The following is a 19,821-nucleotide window of genomic DNA, read 5'->3' as shown; positions in this document are numbered from 1 at the left end:
CCGACGGTCATCGCCTGAGATACCCGCTCAGGGGATCACAATGACGTGCCCGGCTCCGCGGGCACCGTGAACTGAAAGACCGCACCGTGGGGCACGTTCGCACTCGCCCACATTCGACCCTCATGGGCGTCGATGATCGAACGGCAGATGGACAGCCCCATCCCCAGCCCGGCGGACTTGGTCGTGTAGAAGGGAGCGAAGATGCGCTCGGGGTCGTCTGGCGCAAAGCCGGGCCCTGAATCACTCACCGCCACGCGCACGCAGTTCCCCTCCGCTTTCTCCGTACTGATCAGCAAGTCTCGCGCGCCGTCGCTCGCGCCGCTCATCGCTTCCATGGCGTTGATGAGCAGATTGAGGAGGACTTGCTGCAACTGGACCCGATCTCCCTGCACAAGCGGCAACGGGTCCGCGAGATGCGTCTGCACCAGCGTGTCGTGCTTCCGTGCTTCGGCACGGGTAAGTTCGACCACCTCGCGGATCGCCTGGTTGATGTCCAGCGGCTCCTTCCGGGGCGGCGCCTTCTTCACCAGTTCACGGATGCGGCCAATGATGTCCACCGCCCGATTGCCATCCTTGATGATGCGACCCAGTATCTCGCTGACCTCGTCGATGTTGGGCGGCTCGGCCCTCAGCCACCGCACGGCTGCGTGCGCATTGGTCACTGTCGCAGCGACCGGCTGCTTGATTTCGTGCGCAATCGAGGCCCCGAGATGCCCGATTGTGGCAACGCGGTTCGCATGGGCCAGTTCCGTCTGCGCCTCGCGATAGCGTCGCTCGCCCTCCCGGATACTTTCCTCCGCCTGTTTGCGCTCGCTCAGGTCGAGCACGAAAGCGACGCCCTCCCTTCGGCCGGTTTCGAAGGTGGCTGCACCAATCAGGACGGGCACGCGGCTGCCGTCCTTCCTGACAAACTCCTTCTCGAACGGCGGCGCGCTTCCCATCGCCCTGATCTCTTGCAGCACGCGCTCGTCGCCCTCGCGCCATTCCGGTGGTGTCAGGTCCGTCCAGCGCACGCTCCCTGCGATGAGATCGTCGCGCGCGTATCCCACCATGCGAAGAAACGCATCATTGGCCTCGAGAACGTCGCCCTCCACAGTCCAGACGACGATCCCGATGATGTCGGCGTCGACAAGGCGCCGAATCTTCGCCTCACGCTCCACAAGTTCGCGGTAGAGATGGGCATTTTCCAACGCAATCGCGGCCTGCGAGGCCACCAGCCGCAGGATCGCAATGCGGGCGGGAGTGAACACACGGGTCGTGAGATGGTTTTCGAGATAGAGCGCGCCAGTGAGCCTCGCCTGATTCATCAGCGGCAAGCAGAGAATGGAACGGGCGCGATGCTGTGCGATGTAAGGATCGGCCGCAAACGTGGGATCCGCCACGGCATCGTCGAGGATGACGCTTTCCCGCGTCCGCAGGACGTAGTTGAGGACAGACTCCGGCAGCACCGCATCGGTCATGGGCTGGTCGTGGAGATGCACGGCGACCGTATCACCGTCGATCGTTGCCTCCGCAGTGATCCGCTGTTCGCCGGCATCCGGAAGGATCAATACCCCGCGTTCGGCGCCCGCCTGCTCAATCGCCGTACGCATGACCATCTCGATCAGCTTTTCCAGGACGATCACACCGGAGACCATCTGCGACACCTTGATCACGGTCGAGAGATCAAGGTGTTCGACGGGCGTCGTGATCGTGCCCGTCGGGCCGGGGGCAAACGCTTCCGTTGTGAGGTGCGGGTGCATCTGCTCAAGTTGCCGCGCCTTCCCATCGGCTCGCCAGCGCAGGTAGCTGTAGTGCGCATGGCGCAAGTAGGTCTCGGCGATGACCGCGAACTCACGCGCCGCGTAGAATCGCGCGGCAAGCTCGTTGGCGAGCGCTTCCACGTGCACGAAACCGTTGGCGCGCGCCGAGCGGATCGCCAGTTCGTAGAGCCGCATCGCATCAAGTTCGCGGCCTTCAATCCGGGCGATCTCCGCGCCCACCAGCGCGGCGCGATTCTCGAAATTCTCCGGGCAATGCTCCGCCCAGACCGTCAGTTGCCCGTGATGCCCAGCCAGCGCCGTCAGGTGCGCTTGCCGCGCATCGCCGGATATGGCATCGGCGCAGGCGGCGTGCGACAGCGCCCCATAGAAATAGTATTCGGCTTCCTCGAAAAACGAGGCTGTGGTCCAGAGCAGTCCTTTTGCCTTCGCAGCGGCGTCCATGGCCGCCGCGTGGTCGCCGGCGATACAGCGCGCCTGTAGCTTCCGGATCCAGTACCAGCACGCCGCAATCGCCAGATCCGGGTTCTCCGAGAAACGCCGCTCGATCCGCGCCTCATCAAACTGCGCGTCGTCGAGGCAACCAAACTTGGGCGTGAGCCCCCGCAGCGTGCGCATCAGCGCGACTTGCGTGGCGATGATGTCGATGGCGAGACCGAACCGCGATTTCTCGGCGAACGCCAGGCCGTGCTCGGCTTCGGCCAGCGCGTCGCACAGCGACTCGCCGGAGAAGATCAGGTTCGAGTTCAGATCGTTGCGCGTGTAGGTTGCATACTGGAGATCCCCGACGCGGTTTGCCGCATCGAAGGCGCGGCGTTGCAGATCACGGCAAGCCCCCACGTGCTTCATCCAGGGCACGACAAACAGCGCGAAGCAAACAAAGGTTCTCGCCTCGAGGCGCTTGAGCCCGCGGCGCTCCACGAGGTCGTAGCCAAGCTGGCCGAACCGGAACCCCGTCTTGTAGTCGCCGAAATGCGGCCCTGCAATGCGGATGAGGATGACGTAGGCGAAGCACGAAGCATCGCAATTGCCGTGCTCCAGGCTCAGGCTGACCGCCTTGCAGATCGTCAGCGAAGCCAGGTTTTCATCGGTGTACAAGGCCGGCGTCCAGAGCTTCATCAGGACATCGACGGTGGCCAGGGAGGCAGGGTCCTCCATCAGCGGCATGTCGATAAGCGCCTCGATTTCCCGATCCCCAAGCGCCGACCCGATGCGCCCGTATTCGCGCCGTACCTCGTCGCCGTCCGGATGGGGTGACCAATCGATGCCGAAATGCCGGAGGCAATTGAGTCCAACATTGATCGCGCGGCTGCTCTGATCGAGCACCAGGCAGACATCCATGTGCAGGCAGGCCACGATGGCTTGTTCGACCGTCGTCGCGGCGTGACCTGACAGCGCCGCCAATTCCTCATCCGCAACCGAGAGTTCACCGGTCAGGAAGGTGCATTCGGCCCGGTTCAGCTCCAGCGCGAAGAGCATCTCGTGCTGGCGCTCCCAGCTATCCTCCCCCAACAGCGCCACGCCGATATTGAGATAGGTGAGCGCCGAGGCATAGGCGGTAGAACCCTTGGCACGCTTCCCCGCCATCAGGTTGAGCCCGGCGAGCTGGTCCCGCTCCGCTTGCGCCGTGATCAGCGCAGCGCCGCGGTTGAGCTGATTGACGATCTCGAAGATCGCGGCCTCCTGCTGCCCGGTGGGCGTTCGGGCGACCAGCAAGCGGCCGATCCGCAGATGCACCTCGGCGCGCATCGCTTTCGGGATCAGCGAATAGGCGGCTTCCTGCACGCGGTCATGGATAAACCGGTAAGCGCCCTCCAGCCGCTCGACCAGTTCCAGGCGGACGGCCTCCCAGAGCACCGCATGGACCTCCTTCTCCGGAATCACCAGCACGGTGGACAACATCGTGATCTCGGCGATGTTGCCGAGGCAGGCCAGCTGCTGCAACGCCTGCTGTGTCTCGCTCGGCAGACGGCTCAGTTTGCCCACCATCAGATCCACGACATTGTCGGTGTAGCCTTTGGCATGAATGCGATCGAGATGCCAGGACCAGCCCTTCGTGTCATGGTCGAAGTGGAACAAGCGCTCCTCGGCCAGCGCGTAGAGAAACTGAATCACGAAGAACGGATTGCCGGCCGTCTTCTCATGCACCAGCTGCGCCAGCGATGCCACGCGCGTCGTGTCGCAGCACACGGCATCCGCAATCAGCTGCCCGAGGTGTTCACGGCCAAGCGGCGCCAGGGTGATCTCCTCCACCGTTCCGCGAGCGCTCCGGATCGCCTGCAACTTGTGCGTCAGGGGATGGGCGGCATCCACCTCATTGTCCCGATAGGCGCCGATCACCATCAGGTGCTGCAAGTCCGACCGCGTCAGCACATCCTCCAGCAAGTCGAGCGTTGCCGTGTCCAGCCATTGCAGATCATCGAGGAAGAGTGCCAGCGGGTGTTCCGGCCGGGCGAAGACACCGATGAATCGGCGGAAGACCAGTTGAAAGCGGCGTTGCGCCTGCTGCGGCTCAAGCTCCGGCACCGGCGGTTGTTCGCCGATGATGAGCTTCAGCTCGGGGATGAGGTCGGTCATGAGCCGTGCATTCGGCTCCAGGGCTTCCAGCAGCGCGGCGCGCCAGCTCGCCAGTTCGGCGTCCCGCTTACCAAGCAGCGGCCGCACCAGACTCTGGAACGCCTGCACCAAGGTCGAATAAGGAATGTCGCGCTTGTACTGGTCGAACTTGCCGGCGGCAAAGAGCCCCCGTGGCGGCACCAGTACCTTGTGCAACTCGTTGACGACGGCGGTCTTGCCGATGCCAGAGTATCCCGAGACCAGCACGAGTTCCGGTACGCCGCGCGTCATCACGCGGTTGAAGGCCGCCAGCAACCTGTTGACTTCGCGCTCCCTGCCGTACAGCTTCTCGGGAATCACCAGACGGTCGGGCGTGTCGTGTTCGCCAAGCGGGAAACCATCGATCTGGCGATGGCTCTCCCAGGCAGCCAGGCAGCGTCGCAGATCCTGCTCGACACCGGCCGCAGTCTGGTAGCGCTCTTCCGCCGTCTTGGCGAGCAGCTTCATGACGATCTGGCAAAGCGGGGCCGGTATCGACGTCAGGCGCTCGCTGGGCGGCATCGGCTTTCGGGCGATGTGGCAGTGCACCCACTCCATCGGCTCGCTCGCCGAAAACGGCAGGACACCGGTGAGCATCTGGTAGATCACCACACCGAGCGAATAAAGGTCGCTGCGCGAATCGATGGAGCGATTCATCCGACCGGTCTGCTCGGGCGCCATGTAGGCGAGCGTGCCGGCGATCGTTTCGGGCGGCTCGGGTGCCTGATGCTCGCGCGGCAGCCGCGAGGCGATGCCGAAGCCGGTGAGTCGCGCGCGTCCGTCCGTGACATTCACGAGAACATGGGCAGGCTTGAAGTCCTTATGGACCAGGCCGCGCTGATGGAACTGGCCCAGCGCCGCCGCGATGCCGGCAGCGAAGCGCAAGACCATGCCCGTCTCCATGGGCGCGCCGATCAGCAACTCGAGCGGCTCGTCGCCCGGGTCTTCCAGCACCAGCGAGGTCCGGCCATCCTCGCGCAGAAGCTCGAGCGGCCGCACCGCCCACGCGCTGTCGAGTTCATCCTTCAGCCTGAATTCGTGAGCAAGGCGGTCGAGACTGGCGGACGATGGATAGTCGGCGGCGGGCCGGACGATCAGGACGATGTCGGCGCCGTCATTGCCCGGGCGCTGGCCTCGACAGAAAACGTGCTCGCCGTCCTGCCACAGGATTTGAAGGCTTTGGCTGTTACCCATGAGCGCCGAAACCGGGTGAGGGGTTGATCTTGCGCGCTGCTGCCTACCAATCATCCTGCCGAGAGTCCTGCCAATAGGGCGTCACATTGGCATCAATGCGGAGCATCAAGCGCCTCCCAAGAATAGGCGAAAAAGTGGGAAATGTTCCAACCCGCAATGGCTCGCGGAGGCCTTCGGATAGAACAATTGCGAATCTCTGCGGCCCACTGATTCAGATCAAGCGCCTAGCCGGCGGTCCATGGAAAAAGCTTCCTTTCCCATACGAAGAGGAAAGGAATCATGATGAAGAAGCTGGCCTTGGCGTGCTGCATGGTTGGCGGCCTTGCCGCGTGCGGGGGTGATGGCGGGTCCGACCACCCCACTGCGCCGCCCATCCCACCCACCCCACCTGCCCCGACGGCGCCCCAACCTCCGGGTGACCTGCTGTCGGTGGCGTGCACCGACTGTGGCGCGCTGGACGCCAATACGTATGCCGGAACCAGCGTGGGGGTCTGGCGGCATGTGAACGCCACCGCCGCGCCGGTCGATGTGCCGGTCAGTATCCGCGGGCTCTCCGGGCACGATGTCACGCTGGTTTTCACCAATCAGGGCGCTGAGCCGCAGGCGATGCCGGCTCTCCCGCTGGTGCCCAAGGCATCCGCGTCGGCGATCGGCAAGACGTGGCGTCTCGATGGAGAGGACAGCGCCGTCATGCGGCGCGTCGGCGAATTCAACGCCCATGGCTGGGCCCGACTGGCGGCCACACGCCCGCTGGCGGCACTGGAGGCGCGGGAAGCTCGGATCGCCCCGCGCCAGGCCATGCTCAACGAGACCCGCCTCTGGCATGACGCGGAAGACCAGCCGCACACGGCGACGCTGGTACGCCAGTCCCAGGCCAGCGACGGCACGGTCGTCAATTTCTGGATCGAGGATGCCGAGCGCGGTCCTGCAAAAGTCAGTGACGCCACCATCGACGCGCTTGCCGCCAGTTTCCTGGGGCCGGGCAAGGTCTATGACCTGCTGACGCACGTCGGCGGGCCGCTCTGGGGCGCGCATGGGTATGCGGAGTTGATCCCGGGTGCCGGCCAGCCGCTCGATATCGTCATCCTCAAGCTGACGAGCGACAACCCGTCCGCGCGGCTGATGGGCTATTTCTATTCGCGCGACGTGATCCGGCGCAGCGCCGGACTCCCTCATAGCAACGAAGCGGTGGGCTTCTTCCTGAATTCGGAATCGCTGTACGCGGCGGGCGACGCCGCGCTGAAGCAGGCTGCCAGCACCATGGCCCACGAAGGCATGCACTTGCAGAACTTCTACCGCCGGGGCGCTGGCCACGGCCCGAAGTATCTGTTCGATACCTGGCTCGACGAAGCCACCGCGATGATGATGGAGGACTTCGCCGGGCACGCCATCGACCCGGCCGTCAACGATATTCGCGATGTCCGGTTCCGCGACTACGTCAGGATCCGCAACGGCATGTACAACTGCAGCCTGACCACGTGGGAGCCGTTCGGGGAGACGTGCGAGAGCTATTCGGTGTCAGGCTCGCTGGGCGGGTTTCTTAATCGCCAGCTTGGCGCGGGGTTCTTCTCGCGGCTGTTGCGCGACGTGAGCAGCGAGAAGTCCCTGGCAGTCCTTGATTCGGCGATCCGGGCGGAGCACGCCGGCGCGGGGCTCGGCGAGCAGTTGCGCCGCTTCTCGGCGACAGCCGGGTCGCTGATGCGGGCCGCCGACAGCCCCGCTGGCTACGGTTTTCCGGCGCGCGTCGATGGCGCGCTCACACTGCCGGTGATCGATCCGCAGCATCTCGCCGGGCTCCGCGCGCTGACGCAAACCGTGCCGGCGCAGCTGCAGCCGTATGCGAGCATTCCCATCGTCCGGCCGGCGATGCATGGGATCTATAGCGAACGGGTGAGCGTGCCGCCCGGCACCGCGCTGTCGGTGGTCATCCAATGAGGGGGGTGACGAAGCGCGGCCTTCTGGTGATGGCGGCCGCCGGTTGCCTCGCCGCCTGCGTCGGGGCGACGCCGCCTCCGGCGGTGGGCGCGCGCATCGCGCTCACGGGCGAGGTTCGGATCATCGGCAATGCGCCCCACCCCATGGCTGTGCTGCAGGTGGACGATCAGACGGTATGGGAATTGACCGGGATCAGCGTCGCGCTGGCGCGGCCACTGGTGGGCCGACGGGCAACGGTAAGAGGGACGGTACGGCGGGCGCCGGCACCCGGTAGCTGGATGCCCGCCCTGGAGGTGGAAAGCACGGCGCCGCCGTGAACCCTTCCGCGTGAAGACTTGGCCCGCCCTAGAGGATTCGAACCTCTGACCGCTCGCTTAGAAGGCGAGTGCTCTATCCAACTGAGCTAAGGGCGGCCGGGGTGCCACGAGCCTTGCCGTGGCGGCAAGGCCAGCATTCTACTCCACCGCGCGTGCGAAATCAGGTGGATTCGCGTTCGCGCACGCGGGGCCGGCGCGGCATGCCGACCGGCTCGCCGCTGTCGTGCGACGACACGCAGTTGCGGCCCATCTGCTTGGCGTCGTACAGCGCGCGGTCGGCGCGACGCATGACGGCATCGGCATTCTCGCCCGCCTGCCGCTCGGCCATGCCGATACTGACGGTGTAGGCAATCGGGTCCGGTTCCGAGGGGCACGGCGCGCCGCGCACGATCGCGTTCAGGCGCAGGCTCACGGCGCGGCCCGCCTCCATCGCGGTATCGGGCAGGACGATGGCGAACTCCTCGCCGCCCAGTCGCCCCAGGACCGCACCCGCCGGCGCGGCCTTGCGCAGCAGGCCGGCGAAGTGGCGCAGCACGCTGTCGCCGGCCAGATGGCCGTAGAGGTCGTTGATGGCCTTGAAGTGATCGAGGTCGATGAACGCCACGGTGAACGACTGGCGCGTGCGCTCCGCCTGCTTGCAGGCCAGCTCGAGTTCCTCCCAGAACGCGCCGCGCGAGAGTACGTCGGTCAGGTCGTCGTGCCGCGCACGGCGCTCCAGCATGCGGCGCAGCCGGTCGTGTGCCATCAGCGCGAAGCTGACCGACAACCCCACTACGCCGAACACGAACCAGACTGTGACGCCGCCATCGGCATCGACCGGCGCGTGCGGGCGAACCTGGCCCAGCGCCTCCAGCATCGGCAGCGCCTGCATGGCTGCCAGGGCGGCACAGGCCAGCGCCACGAAGCAGAGGCACAGCGCGGCCAGCCGCCCGGTGCCCCGCTTCTCCGCCACGCACGGCGCCGTGATGCGGATGATCTCGATCGACAACAGTATTTGAATACAGGCGGCCGCCAGCGAGAGCGACACCCCGAACGCCGCCGACTCCGGCAGCGTGGCCGGCGCGAGGTGGCTGGCCGCATGGGCCCCCACCGCGACCAGGGCCGGCAGGTTGGCGATGGCCAGCACCCTGCCCCGGCCCGGCTTGCCGACGAAATGGCGCGTACCGTAGACCATCATCGACAATCCCACGCTCAACGCCAGCTCGGGCAGGCCATGGAGTGGCCATTCGGGACGCCACGCATGGGCCGCCAGAAGCACCACCGCGAGCGTGACAATCAGGTCCCCCAGCGCCCACGAGGTCAGCCCGCTGCGCTCCATGCCCGGCGCGCGCCGCAACACGGCACAGACGACCGCCATCTGCAGCGCAAACAGGCCTGCGATCAGCACTACCACCTGCGACTGAAACATCTTCCTTCCCGTTCACAAAGGCATCGCCAAGTGCTCCGCGCGGCACTGGGAAACCACCTTCTGTTTGCGGCCTGCGATGGCCGTCCTGTTTTGTTTCCGCAGGTTCCGGGCGCCCTGGGCAGCCGGTGGCCGCAAGGGCACCGGTGGGGCGTGGCTCAGGCACTGCCGCGCCGCTCGCGTCGCTCGCGGCGGCTGGCGCACCATTGTTGTGATAGTCGGGACCGGGTCCGGATGGGAACAGCAACCCGGCGACGTGCGCCGGTCGGACCTTTGCGGTGTGCGGATTATGTCAGCGCCCGGAACCAAGTCAAGCCTAAAGCGCCCCGCTGAAGCGGGGTGTTGGGCGCAGCGGCGATGAAGTCACATTTCGACGTCAGGAATGCTTATTGCACGCCGTGATTGACCGCACGAGCCGTCCCGGGCTAGAATCGCCGGCTTCGGAGCGTAGCGCAGCCTGGTAGCGCATCTGATTTGGGATCAGAGGGTCGTAGGTTCGAATCCTATCGCTCCGACCAGTTTTGCAAGTAGTTTTAGGCAGTGGAACAAGTGGTGGAATCAAGGGCTTACGTCTTCGGCGTAGGCCCTTTTTTCATGGCGCCTGGCCGACGGCCGCAGGGCATGCTGCACCGCCGAACGTGCTATAATCCCGCGTCAGTTCCGGGGTATCTGAGCATGCCCTGTAACCGGGTCCGTGCCGCCAGGCACACTGGATTTTTCGGCGCCGCACCCCCAGATTCGGGGTATGTCGCGGCCGGCCAGCCCGGAAACACCTTGCCCGCCTGTCCCGAGACGCACAGGGCCGCGCCATGGCACGGTCCAGCCCGATGATCCATCGGGCGCTTCACACGTATTCCCTAAAAACTTACGCAGCTCTCGGGGCTGCCGCAAAGGAAAACAGATTGGCTAAGGAAGAACTCATTGAATTTGGCGGCGTGGTGTCGGAAGCCCTGCCCGACAACCGTTATCGCGTCACGCTGGAAAACGGCGTGGAAATCTGGGCATACGCCTCGGGCAAGATGCAGAAGCACCGTATCCGCATTCTGGCCGGTGACCGCGTGACCCTCGAAATGTCGCCCTACGACCTGACCAAGGGCCGCATCAATTTCCGCCACAAATCCTGAGTTCGCGCCGATCGGGCGAGCGCCGCTGTCACGCGGCTGACATCGCCCCCGCCGACACTGACGGGCTGCCTTCGGGCGGCCCGTTTTGTTTCTGGCGATTCGTTTGACGACGCGCGCCCCGCGTCTTGCCTTGGGCTACCCGCTTCACCATACTCAAGGCACAACGAATACCTGCCAACATGAATCTGATCTTGTGGCGCCACGCCGAAGCCGAGGACTTGCCTGACCCCCTCAGCCTCTCGCGCAGCGCTGACCTGCAACGCCCCCTCACGCGGCGTGGCCGCAAGCAGGCCGAGGCATCCGCCGCATGGTTGCGCGCCCATCTGCCCGCCGATCATCGCGTAGCTGCAGCCCGGCCCTGCGCACGCGCGAGACCGCTGGCGCACTCAGTAGCAAGGTGGAAGTCCTGCCCGACCTCGCGCCTGGCGCCGATGTCAGCGCCATCCTCGCCGCCATCGACTGGCCCCAGGGCCACGAGCACACCGTGGTCGTGGGCCACCAGCCATGGATCGGCCGCCTGGCCAGCCTGTTGCTGGCGGGCCACGAAATCAACTGGAGCGTGAAGAAGAGCGGCATCTGGTGGCTGTCCGCACGCACGCGCGACACCGAGGCCCAGGTCGTCCTGCGCGCCGTCACGGGTCCCGATTTCCTCTAGGACGATGCGGCAGATTCGCGACGGATCTGCCTCAATTCCGAGGCAAGGTTTTCAAACTGCAATACCGGTCCTTTTTCGGATAACGACGATGGAAACACGGGAGGCCGCTGGCTAGAGTCGCCGGTGCGCCGCCCAACAGAGGGACGTCATGGAAGCGTCATCACTGCTTCACGGCACTGTCACCAGCCCTCTCTACATTGTTTCGAAGCCGTTTCGTCACCGAAAGGACATACATGCGCGACCTTCCGACGCCTACCCAGCCGCTGTTTGACGCTTTGCCCACTGGCCGCTCCGGCCAGTCGGCGCGGAGCCGTCTTCCTCGTCAGCCAGCACAGCACCAAACCCATGCACAAGCTCCAGCGCCTGCTTTCAGTGTGGCGTGGGCACGTCACCAGGACGAAGTAGCCGAGGCGCAGCGCCTGCGCTACAAGGTCTTCGCCGAAGAAATGGGCGCACGGCTCCAGTCGTCGTCCAATGGCACCGATGTCGACATGTTCGACGCCTATTGCGACCACCTGATCGTACGCGACCAGGAAACGCTGCGCGTGGTGGGCACCTACCGCGTGCTGCCGCCGCACCAGGCCAAGCGCGTCGGCTGCCTCTATGCCGAATCCGAATTCGACCTCGTGCGCCTGGCGCACCTGCGCCCCAAGATGCTGGAACTGGGCCGCTCGTGCGTGCACCGCGACTACCGCTCGGGCAGCGTCATCATGGCGCTCTGGGCCGGGCTGGGCGAATACCTGCAACGCTACAACCTCGAGTCGATGCTCGGCTGCGCCAGCGTGCCGATGAGCGACGGCGGCCACTACGCGGCCAGCCTCCATCGTCTGTTCTCCGAGAAGTTCCTGGCACCGATCGAGTACCACGCCTTCCCGCGCACTCGCCTGCCGGTGGAAAACCTGAACCAGACGCTCGACGTGGAACCGCCGGCGCTGATCAAGGGCTATCTGCGCCTGGGCGCGAAGATCTGCGGCGAGCCGGCATGGGATCCCGACTTCAACGTGGCCGACTTCCTGACGCTGCTGCGCGTGAGCGACATGAACCCGCGCTACTCCCGCCATTTCCTGGGCCTCAACCGCGGCTGAGTCCGCGACCGAAGCCTGTCGGCTCCCCGATCGAAACGGCACATTTCATCGGCATGAAAAAAGGCGACTCCGGAAACGGGGTCGCCTTTTTAACTGGCCGCTCGGAAGACTGCCGAATCAGACGTACACCACCTTGTAGCGCTTGCCCACGCGCTCCCATTCGTCGGACTCCTGTGCCAGGCTGTACTCGACGAGCGGGTTCTCATCGATCCACACCTTGGGCAGCCGCACTTCGAAACCCTCATCGAGAGCATCCGACCGCTGGCTGACCTCGATCTGGGGCAGCTTCACGTCCGCACGGCGCCGGCACAGGACAAAAGCCAGACGCAGGCTGAACAGCATGCGCCAGTCGACGAACTTGCCGCTGCCAGAGAGCTTGCCCAGCTTGCCCGCATGGCCCAGCAGCAGCGTCGCCAGCCGCGCCTGGTCGGTCTTCGAGAAGCCCGGCATGTCCGCGTGCGTGGAGATATAGGCCGAATGCTTGTGATAGCCGCTATGCGAGATCGACATGCCGATCTCGTGCAGGCTCGCCGCCCAGCCCAGCAGCGCGAGGTTGTCGTCGCGGCGCTCGTTGGGCGGATCGGGGAACTGGGCGAGGAGATCACGCGCGGCCTGCCCTACCCGGCTCGCCTGCGCGCGGTCCACGGCGTAGCGGCGCATGAACTGGTCGACGGTGACCGTGCGCATGTCCTCGTGGTGGCTACGGCCGAGCAGGTCGTACAGCACGCCCAACCGCAGCGCGCCGTCGGTCACGTCCATGCGGTCCACGTCGAGTTCGGCGAACACGCCCAGCATGATCGACAGGCCGCCCGGCAGCACCGGGATGCGGTCAGCCTTGAGGCCCGCGAGCTTCACACGATTGGCGTTCTCGGCCTTGATCAGCGCGCGCTTGAGCCGCTCCAGGCCCTCGCGCGTGATGCCGTGCTCGGCCGGGTTGTCGTTCATGCCGTTCAGCTCGATCAGCTCGGCCAGCGCGCGTGCCGTGCCCGACGAGCCCACCGCCTGCTGCCAGCCCGCCGCGCGGTACTGGCGCACCAGCACCTGGATCTCGCGCCGCGCGGCCAGTTCGGCCTGCTTGAACGCGTATTCATCCACGTTGCCGCTCGGAAAGAAATGACGGCTGTGCGACACGCATCCGATATACAAGCTTTCCATCAGCTTCGACTGATAGCCACTGCCAATGATGAACTCGGTGGAGCCGCCGCCGATGTCGACCACGAGCCGGTTGCCCTGGCAGGCTGGCGCATCGTGCGAGGCGCCGAGATAGATCAGCCGCGCCTCTTCGCGCCCGGCGATCACTTCGATCGGGAAGCCGAGCGCACTTTCTGCCTCGATCAGGAATTCGGAAGCATTCTTGGCCACGCGCAGCGTGTTGGTGGCCACCGCACGCACGTGTTCTGGCGAGAAATCGCGCAGGCGGTCGCCAAAGCGGCGCAGCGCGTCGATGCCGCGTCGTCGCGCGGGTTGGTCCAGGTATTTGTCAGGCGTCAGACCGGCGGCAAGTCGTACCGGCTCGCGCAGGGCATCCACCTGGAAGATCTGGCTGGCAGGGCCGGAGGCCGTGGGCGTCTCGTCCACCCGCCCGATCATCAGGCGGAAGCTGTTGGAACCCATGTCGACGGCGGCCAGCAGGCGGGGATTCTGTGTCATTGCGTGCGTAAGTAGCGCAGGATCGGTGCAAGTTTGGCAAGATACGTACAACCCCGCCAAACGCGTAAGATTATGTCCTTGTCATGTCTGCATCATGACAAAATCAAAGTGTCATCAAATTGACACGATTCTATGAAAAAGTCGCCACATCGCCAAAATAAGGTTCTACACATGATGACGACGCCGCCCGGCACGCTGCTGAACCGCGAGCTTGGCATTCTGGAATTCAATGCGCGCGTGCTGGCGCAGGCTGCCGACCCGAACGTACCGCTGCTGGAAAGGCTGAAGTTCATCTGCATCGTCTCCAGCAATCTGGACGAGTTTTTTGAAATCCGCATGGCGGGGCTGAAGGAGCAGATGCGTGATAACGCATCGGGCCTGACGCCCGATGGTCTCTCCGTCCTCCAGACCTATCAGCTCGTCACGGAGCGCACACAGCGGCTCGTGGCCTCGCAGTATGACATGCTGCAGAACGTGATCTTCCCCGCCCTCGAACAGGAAGGCGTGTTTTTTCACCTGACGAACACCTGGACCGACGATCAGCGCCGATGGGCGCGCGATTTCTTCACGCGCGAGCTGGGTCCGGTGCTGACGCCGATCGCGCTCGATCCGGCGCACCCGTTCCCGCGCGTGCTCAACAAGAGCCTGAACTTCGTCGTCGAACTGTCCGGCAAGGACGCCTTCGGCCGCGACGCCGACCTCGCCATCGTGCAGGCCCCGCGCGCATTGCCGCGCGTGGTGCGCATGCCGGAGAAGCTGTCCGGCTATCCGTATGGCTTCGTGATGTTGTCCTCGTTCATGCAGGCGTTCGTGCATGAACTGTTCCCCGCCATCGACGTGGAGGGCTGCTACCAGTTCCGCGTCACCCGCAATTCCGACCTGTTCGTCTCCGAAGACGACATCACCGACCTGCGCGAGGCGCTCCAGGGCGAACTGCCGGCCCGGCATTTCGGCGATACGGTGCGGCTCGAGGTCTCGTCCGATACCCCGCCCGCGCTCTCGCGCCGACTGCTGCTGGAATCGGGCCTGACCGAGCAGGACCTGTACCGCGTGAGCGGCCCGGTGAACCTGGTGCGGCTGATGCAGATCCCCGATCTGGTCGATCGCCCTGCCCTCAAGTATCCGCCGCACGTGCYGGCACCGGTCAAGCCGCTCCTGACCGGGCTCGGCATGTTCGACGTCATCCGCCAGCAGGACGTGCTGCTGCACCATCCGTACGAGAGCTTCACCTCCGTGCTCGACCTGCTGCAACTCGCCGCGGCCGACCCGAACGTGGTGGCCATCAAGCAGACCGTGTACCGCACCGGCAATGAGTCGGCGGTCATGGAGGCGCTGATGACTGCGGCGCGCAACGGCAAGGAAGTCACGGTGGTGGTGGAGTTGCTGGCGCGCTTCGACGAGGAAACCAATATCAACTGGGCCGAGCGGCTCGAGTCCGCCGGCGCCCACGTGGTCTACGGCGTGGTGGGCCACAAGTGCCACGCCAAGATGCTGCTGATCGTGCGGCGCGAGGCAGCCGGCCCGAAGGTGAAGCAGGTCACCCTGCGCCGCTATGCGCACCTGGGCACCGGCAACTACCACCCGCGCACGGCTCGGCTGTACACCGACTTCGGCCTGTTGACGGCCGACGAGAAAGTCTGCGAGGACGTGCACCACGTGTTCCAGCTGCTAACCGGCACGGCCGGGACGATCCGGCTGAACCACCTGTGGCAGTCGCCGTTCACCATGCACAGCAACCTCGTCGAGCATATCCGCGCCGAGGCGCGCAATGCGCGGGCGGGCAAGCGGGCGCGCATCATCGCCAAGATGAACGCGCTGCTGGAGCCGTCGATCATCGACGAACTCTACAAGGCGTCGCGCGCGGGGGTGAAGATCGACCTGATCGTGCGTGGCGTGTGCGCGCTGCGCCCGGGCGTGCCGGGGATGTCGGACAACATCACCGTGCGTTCGGTGGTGGGCCGCTTCCTGGAGCACCATCGGGTCTACTACTTCCGTGCCGATGGCGAGGATGTGCTCTACCTGTCGAGCGCCGACTGGATGGATCGCAACCTGTTCCGCCGCGTGGAGGTGGCCTTCCCGGTGCTGGATCGCAAGCTCAAGGCGCGTGTGATCAAGGAAAGCCTGCAGGTGCACCTGCGCGACAACGCGTCCGCATGGCTGATGCAGCCGGATGGCCAGTACGTGCGCAAGCGCTCGGCGGCCAAGCGGCAGCTGGTGAGTCAGGCGGAACTGCTGAGGATATTCGGGAACTGATGGATTCGCCGATTCGCCCCTTCCCGCGTGCGGGAGGGGGCGATTTGCCGGGACCCGATGTTACGCCGCGTGGCGGCGCGGGTCTGGCAGGTGCGATGCAACGGCCGCCGGCTCATAGCCACTGCGGTCCGTCGGGAAGACGATCCGGAAGGTGCTGCCGCGCCCGACCTCGCTGGTCACGCGCAGGTCGGCATGGTGGCGCGACAGGACATGCTTGACGATGGCCAGCCCCAAGCCGGTGCCGCCGGTGTCGCGCGAGCGGCTGCGGTCCACGCGGTAGAACCGCTCGGTCAGGCGCGGGATGTGCTCGGGTGCAATGCCCAGCCCCGTATCGCTGACCGAAAACACCGAGTGTCCATCCGTAAAACTCAGCCGGATCGCAATCCGCCCGCCGTCCGGCGTGTAGCGCACTGCGTTCGACACCAGGTTACCCAGCGCCGACAGCAACTCGCTCTCGGCCCCGCGCAGTACCACGCCTGTGTCGATCTCGGCGGCGATCTGGTGGCGGTCCTGCGAGAGCGCCTCCGCATCGTGCACAAGGTGGGCCGCCAGGGCGCCCACATTCACGCGATCCTGCGTCGGCGGCTGCACATCGCTCTCGAGCTTGGCCAGCGCCAGCAGGTCTTCGACGATCCGCTGCATGCGCATCGACTGCACCAGCATCAGGTCCACGTAGCGCCTGCGGTCCTCTTCGGACACCGGCAAGTCGCGCACGGTTTCCAGGAAGCCGGTGAGCACGGTCAGTGGCGTCTTCAGTTCATGCGACACATTGGCCACGAAATCGCGGCGCATGGCTTCGGTGTTTTCCACCTTGGTGATGTCCTGCGTCAGCACGAGCTTGCGGTTTTCGCCGTAAGGAAGGATCTGGACAGAGGTGATGTTGCGCTTGTGCTCGCCCATGTCGCGCATGACCAGCGGTTCGTCGTAGCGCTCGCGGGTCAGGTACTGGATGAACTCGGGGCGGCGGATCAGGTGCGTAATGCGCTGGCGCACATCGCGCCGCGCGTTCAGGCCGAAATGCTGCTCGGCCACGCCGTTGCACCATTCGATCTGGTCAGCATCGTCAAGCATCAGCACGCCGTAAGGCGACGCCTGGATGGCCTGGATAAAGCGCGTGTGCTGCTGCTCCACCTGGAGCACCTGCGTGCGCCAGCGCTTGACCAGCCGGTGCAGGCGGTAATAGACCTCGCCCCACAGCCCCAGCGCGCTCGGGATTTCGCCATAGGCGGGCGCGTCGAGCACCTTCCACAGCCGGTTGATCTGGAACAGGTAGTAGCAAAGCTGCAGGAACAGCGCGATGCAAAGGAAGGTCAGGCCGGCAACCGGCCTCACAAAGACGTACAGACCGGCGGCGATGACCGCCAGGCTGACGAGGATGGCCGCGGATCGGGCCCAAATGACATTCATGAGAGGGATGTGGAGTCAGGCGGCCGGCCGGAGGCCGGGTCGACCGCAGTCGTTGCGACGGAGTGTGCCACGAATCCGCCGTGGCGATGGTGCCGGCGCGGCCCCTCTTACTGCTGCTCCGCGCCGGACTTGCCAGGATCTGGCGATCGGCGGATCAGTGGCTCGGCGAGCGCGCCAACCGATACCCGCTGCCACGTACCGTTTCGATCATATTGCTGTAGCCCCCGGGCGTCAGCGCGGCGCGCAGACGCTTGATGTGCACGTCCACTGTCCGCTCTTCCACGAACACGTGATCACCCCAGACCTGATCGAGCAATTGTGACCGACTATGCACACGTTCCGGATGAGTCATCAGGAAATGCAGCAAACGGAATTCGGTAGGACCAAGGTCCAGCTTGATCGGGCCGGAGTCATCCTGGCCGGTCACGCGGTGCGTGGCCGGGTCCAGCCGCAGGCCGTTGATGGCCACCACGTCGTCGGTCAGCTGCGGCGCACGACGGCGCAGCACGGCCTTGATGCGGGCCAGCAGTTCCTTGGGCGAGAACGGCTTGGTGACGTAATCATCCGCGCCAGCCTCGAGCCCCATCACCTTGTCCTGCTCCTCGCTGCGGGCGGTGAGCATGATGATGGGAATCTGCTTGGTGCGGTCGTTGGTTCGCAACTCCTTGGCGAAGGTCGCGCCCGACTTGCCCGGAAGCATCCAGTCCAGCAACACGAGGTCTGGCAGGACATCGCTCATGAGGGACAGCGCCTGTTCGGCGTTATACGCTCGGATTGGATAGTGCCCCGCGTGCTGCAGGTTGACGGCGATCAGTTCTGCAATCGCCGGTTCGTCTTCGACAACGAGAATACTGCTTGGCATGTATGTTTTCTCCGCTTCTCAGTCTTGCCGCCAGGGTCAGCTCAGCGCTTCGCGCTCCATATCTTCGCGCGAGGTATGGCGCACGTCCGTGCCCTTGACGATGTAGATGATGAATTCTGCAATATTCTTGGCATGATCACCGATTCGTTCGATCGCCTTGGCGATGAACAGGAAGTCCAGCGCTACCGAAATCGAGCGCGGGTCTTCCATCATGTAGGTGATCAACTTGCGCACGAAGGCGCGGAATTCATCGTCGATGGCCTTGTCATCTTTGACGATGCGCGCAGCCGCCACGGTGTCGAGCCGGGCGAAGGCGTCCAGCGCCTGGCGCAGCAGCGTGATGGCCATCTCCCCCGACAGCTTCACCTCGGAGTAGTTGATGTTGTGCGCCGCCGCGTCTTCCATGATGTGCTTGGTGCGCTTGGCCACTTTCTCGGCCTCGTCGCCGGCGCGCTCGAGGTTGGTGATGGTCTTCGAGATCGCCATCACCAGGCGCAGGTCACGCGCGGTGGGTTGGCGGCGCGCGATGATGTTGTTGCAGTCCGCGTCGATTTCCACTTCCAGCGCATTGAGTTGCTGTTCGCGGGTGATGACCTGGTCCGCCAGGTCGGCGTCGAAGTCGGCCAGCGCGCGCATGGCGAGCTCGATCTGCGACTCGACAAGCCCGCCCATCTGCAGCAGCTTGGTGTTGATCGCGTTGAGGTCGGCGTCGAACTGGGTCGACAGGTGCTTGTCAGTCATGATGTTCTCCTGGCCGGGGCGTGGAAGGTCTGCGATCAGCCGAAGCGGCCGGTGATGTAATCCTCGGTTTCCTTGCGGTGCGGCTTGATGAAGATCTTCTCGGTCTCGCCGAATTCGATCAGCTCGCCCAGGTACATGTAGGCGGTGTAGTCCGAGCAGCGCGCGGCCTGCTGCATGTTGTGGGTGACGATGACCACCGTGTACTCGTCCTTGAGTTCGGCAATCAGTTCCTCGATGCGACCGGTGGAGATCGGGTCCAGCGCCGAGCACGGTTCGTCGAGCAGCAGCACTTCCGGACGGATGGCGATGCCGCGCGCGATGCACAGACGCTGCTGCTGGCCGCCCGACAGGCCGTAGCCCGACTGGTGCAGCTTGTCCTTGGCCTCGTTCCACAGGGCGGCCTTCGAGAGCGCCCACTCCACGCGGTCGTCCATTTCGGAGCGCGAGAGCTTTTCGAACAGACGCACGCCAAAGGCGATGTTGTCATAGATCGACATCGGGAACGGCGTGGGCTTCTGGAACACCATGCCCACCTTGGCGCGCAGCAGCGCGATGTCCTGCTTGCTGGCCAGCAGGTTCTCGCCGTCCATGTTGATCTCGCCCTCGGCCCGTTGCTCCGGGTACAGCGCGAACATCTTGTTGAAGGTGCGCAGCAGCGTGGACTTGCCGCAGCCGGACGGGCCGATGAACGCAGTCACCTTGCGGTCCGGGATGGACATGTTGATGTGCTTCAGCGCGTGGAACTGACCGTAATAGAAGTTCAGGTTCCGCACGTCGATCTTGGCGCGCACGGTGTCGGGAATGTCGATGACGGTAGAGGTCATGCTCGTGTCTCGCT

The 19,821-nt window shown here is 64.9% G+C and carries 12 protein-coding genes, 2 tRNA genes and 1 pseudogene; 7 read left to right on the top strand and 8 right to left on the bottom strand.

The annotated features are described in order from the left end of the window. Positions 1 to 35: 35 nt before the first annotated feature. Positions 36 to 5,549 (bottom strand): trifunctional serine/threonine-protein kinase/ATP-binding protein/sensor histidine kinase, encoded by a 5,514-nt coding sequence (locus tag AC1DP9_RS03005; protein ID WP_477106560.1) that lies wholly within the window; start codon positions 5,547 to 5,549, stop codon positions 36 to 38. 279 nt (positions 5,550 to 5,828) lie between these two features. Here AC1DP9_RS03005 and AC1DP9_RS03000 point away from each other — a divergent pair, with 279 nt between their 5' ends. Next, positions 5,829 to 7,484, top strand: coding sequence for a M30 family zinc metallopeptidase (locus tag AC1DP9_RS03000; protein WP_477106559.1), 1,656 nt, complete (start codon positions 5,829 to 5,831; stop codon positions 7,482 to 7,484). Positions 7,485 to 7,489: 5 nt separating this feature from the next. Next, the gene (locus tag AC1DP9_RS02995) at positions 7,490 to 7,801 is read left to right on the top strand and encodes a hypothetical protein (RefSeq protein WP_255370656.1); all 312 of its coding nucleotides are present in this window, start codon (positions 7,490 to 7,492) and stop codon (positions 7,799 to 7,801) included. 19 nt (positions 7,802 to 7,820) lie between these two features. Here the strand turns inward: AC1DP9_RS02995 and AC1DP9_RS02990 are convergent. Further along, positions 7,821 to 7,897: transfer RNA gene (locus AC1DP9_RS02990), tRNA-Arg, on the bottom strand. A gap of 64 nt (positions 7,898 to 7,961) precedes the next feature. After that, positions 7,962 to 9,209 carry a sensor domain-containing diguanylate cyclase gene (locus tag AC1DP9_RS02985; RefSeq protein WP_477106558.1) on the bottom strand — a complete coding sequence of 416 codons (1,248 nt, stop codon included), beginning with the start codon at positions 9,207 to 9,209 and terminating at the stop codon, positions 7,962 to 7,964. A 438-nt stretch (positions 9,210 to 9,647) separates the two neighbouring features. Here AC1DP9_RS02985 and AC1DP9_RS02980 point away from each other — a divergent pair. From AC1DP9_RS02980 to AC1DP9_RS02965, 4 genes and pseudogenes are all read left to right on the top strand, one after another. Next, a tRNA-Pro gene (locus AC1DP9_RS02980) sits at positions 9,648 to 9,724 on the top strand. Positions 9,725 to 10,108: 384 nt separating this feature from the next. Next, positions 10,109 to 10,330, top strand: coding sequence for a translation initiation factor IF-1 (infA, locus tag AC1DP9_RS02975; protein WP_008641674.1), 222 nt, complete (start codon positions 10,109 to 10,111; stop codon positions 10,328 to 10,330). Positions 10,331 to 10,509: 179 nt separating this feature from the next. Then, positions 10,510 to 10,985: pseudogene (locus tag AC1DP9_RS02970) on the top strand (SixA phosphatase family protein). A gap of 233 nt (positions 10,986 to 11,218) precedes the next feature. Then, complete coding sequence (locus AC1DP9_RS02965) at positions 11,219 to 12,070, top strand: GNAT family N-acetyltransferase (RefSeq protein WP_477106557.1); 852 nt, start codon at positions 11,219 to 11,221, stop codon at positions 12,068 to 12,070. Positions 12,071 to 12,187: 117 nt separating this feature from the next. Here the strand turns inward: AC1DP9_RS02965 and ppx are convergent, their stop codons facing one another. After that, complete coding sequence (gene ppx, locus AC1DP9_RS02960) at positions 12,188 to 13,720, bottom strand: exopolyphosphatase (RefSeq protein WP_477106556.1); 1,533 nt, start codon at positions 13,718 to 13,720, stop codon at positions 12,188 to 12,190. A gap of 132 nt (positions 13,721 to 13,852) precedes the next feature. Between ppx and ppk1 the strand changes: the two genes are divergently transcribed. After that, complete coding sequence (gene ppk1 / locus AC1DP9_RS02955) at positions 13,853 to 15,973, top strand: polyphosphate kinase 1 (RefSeq protein ID WP_477106555.1); 2,121 nt, start codon at positions 13,853 to 13,855, stop codon at positions 15,971 to 15,973. Between the two features lie 60 nt (positions 15,974 to 16,033). Here the strand turns inward: ppk1 and phoR are convergent, their stop codons facing one another. From phoR to pstB, 4 genes are all read right to left on the bottom strand, one after another. After that, positions 16,034 to 17,380: a phosphate regulon sensor histidine kinase PhoR gene (gene phoR / locus AC1DP9_RS02950; RefSeq protein WP_477106554.1), complete on the bottom strand. Its 1,347-nt coding sequence runs from the start codon at positions 17,378 to 17,380 to the stop codon at positions 16,034 to 16,036. Between the two features lie 154 nt (positions 17,381 to 17,534). Further along, a complete protein-coding gene (gene phoB / locus AC1DP9_RS02945) occupies positions 17,535 to 18,242 on the bottom strand; it encodes a phosphate regulon transcriptional regulator PhoB (protein WP_066735924.1) in 708 nt (235 codons plus the stop codon). A 36-nt stretch (positions 18,243 to 18,278) separates the two neighbouring features. Then, a complete protein-coding gene (gene phoU / locus AC1DP9_RS02940) occupies positions 18,279 to 18,983 on the bottom strand; it encodes a phosphate signaling complex protein PhoU (RefSeq protein WP_092289787.1) in 705 nt (234 codons plus the stop codon). A 35-nt stretch (positions 18,984 to 19,018) separates the two neighbouring features. Beyond that, positions 19,019 to 19,807, bottom strand: coding sequence for a phosphate ABC transporter ATP-binding protein PstB (gene pstB / locus AC1DP9_RS02935; protein WP_092289789.1), 789 nt, complete (start codon positions 19,805 to 19,807; stop codon positions 19,019 to 19,021). Positions 19,808 to 19,821: the final 14 nt, after the last annotated feature.

This window comes from Cupriavidus sp. 01L43, assembly GCF_056399925.1.
Note: the sequence above shows the minus strand (reverse complement) of the source record. Positions and strands in the feature narration are given on the sequence as shown.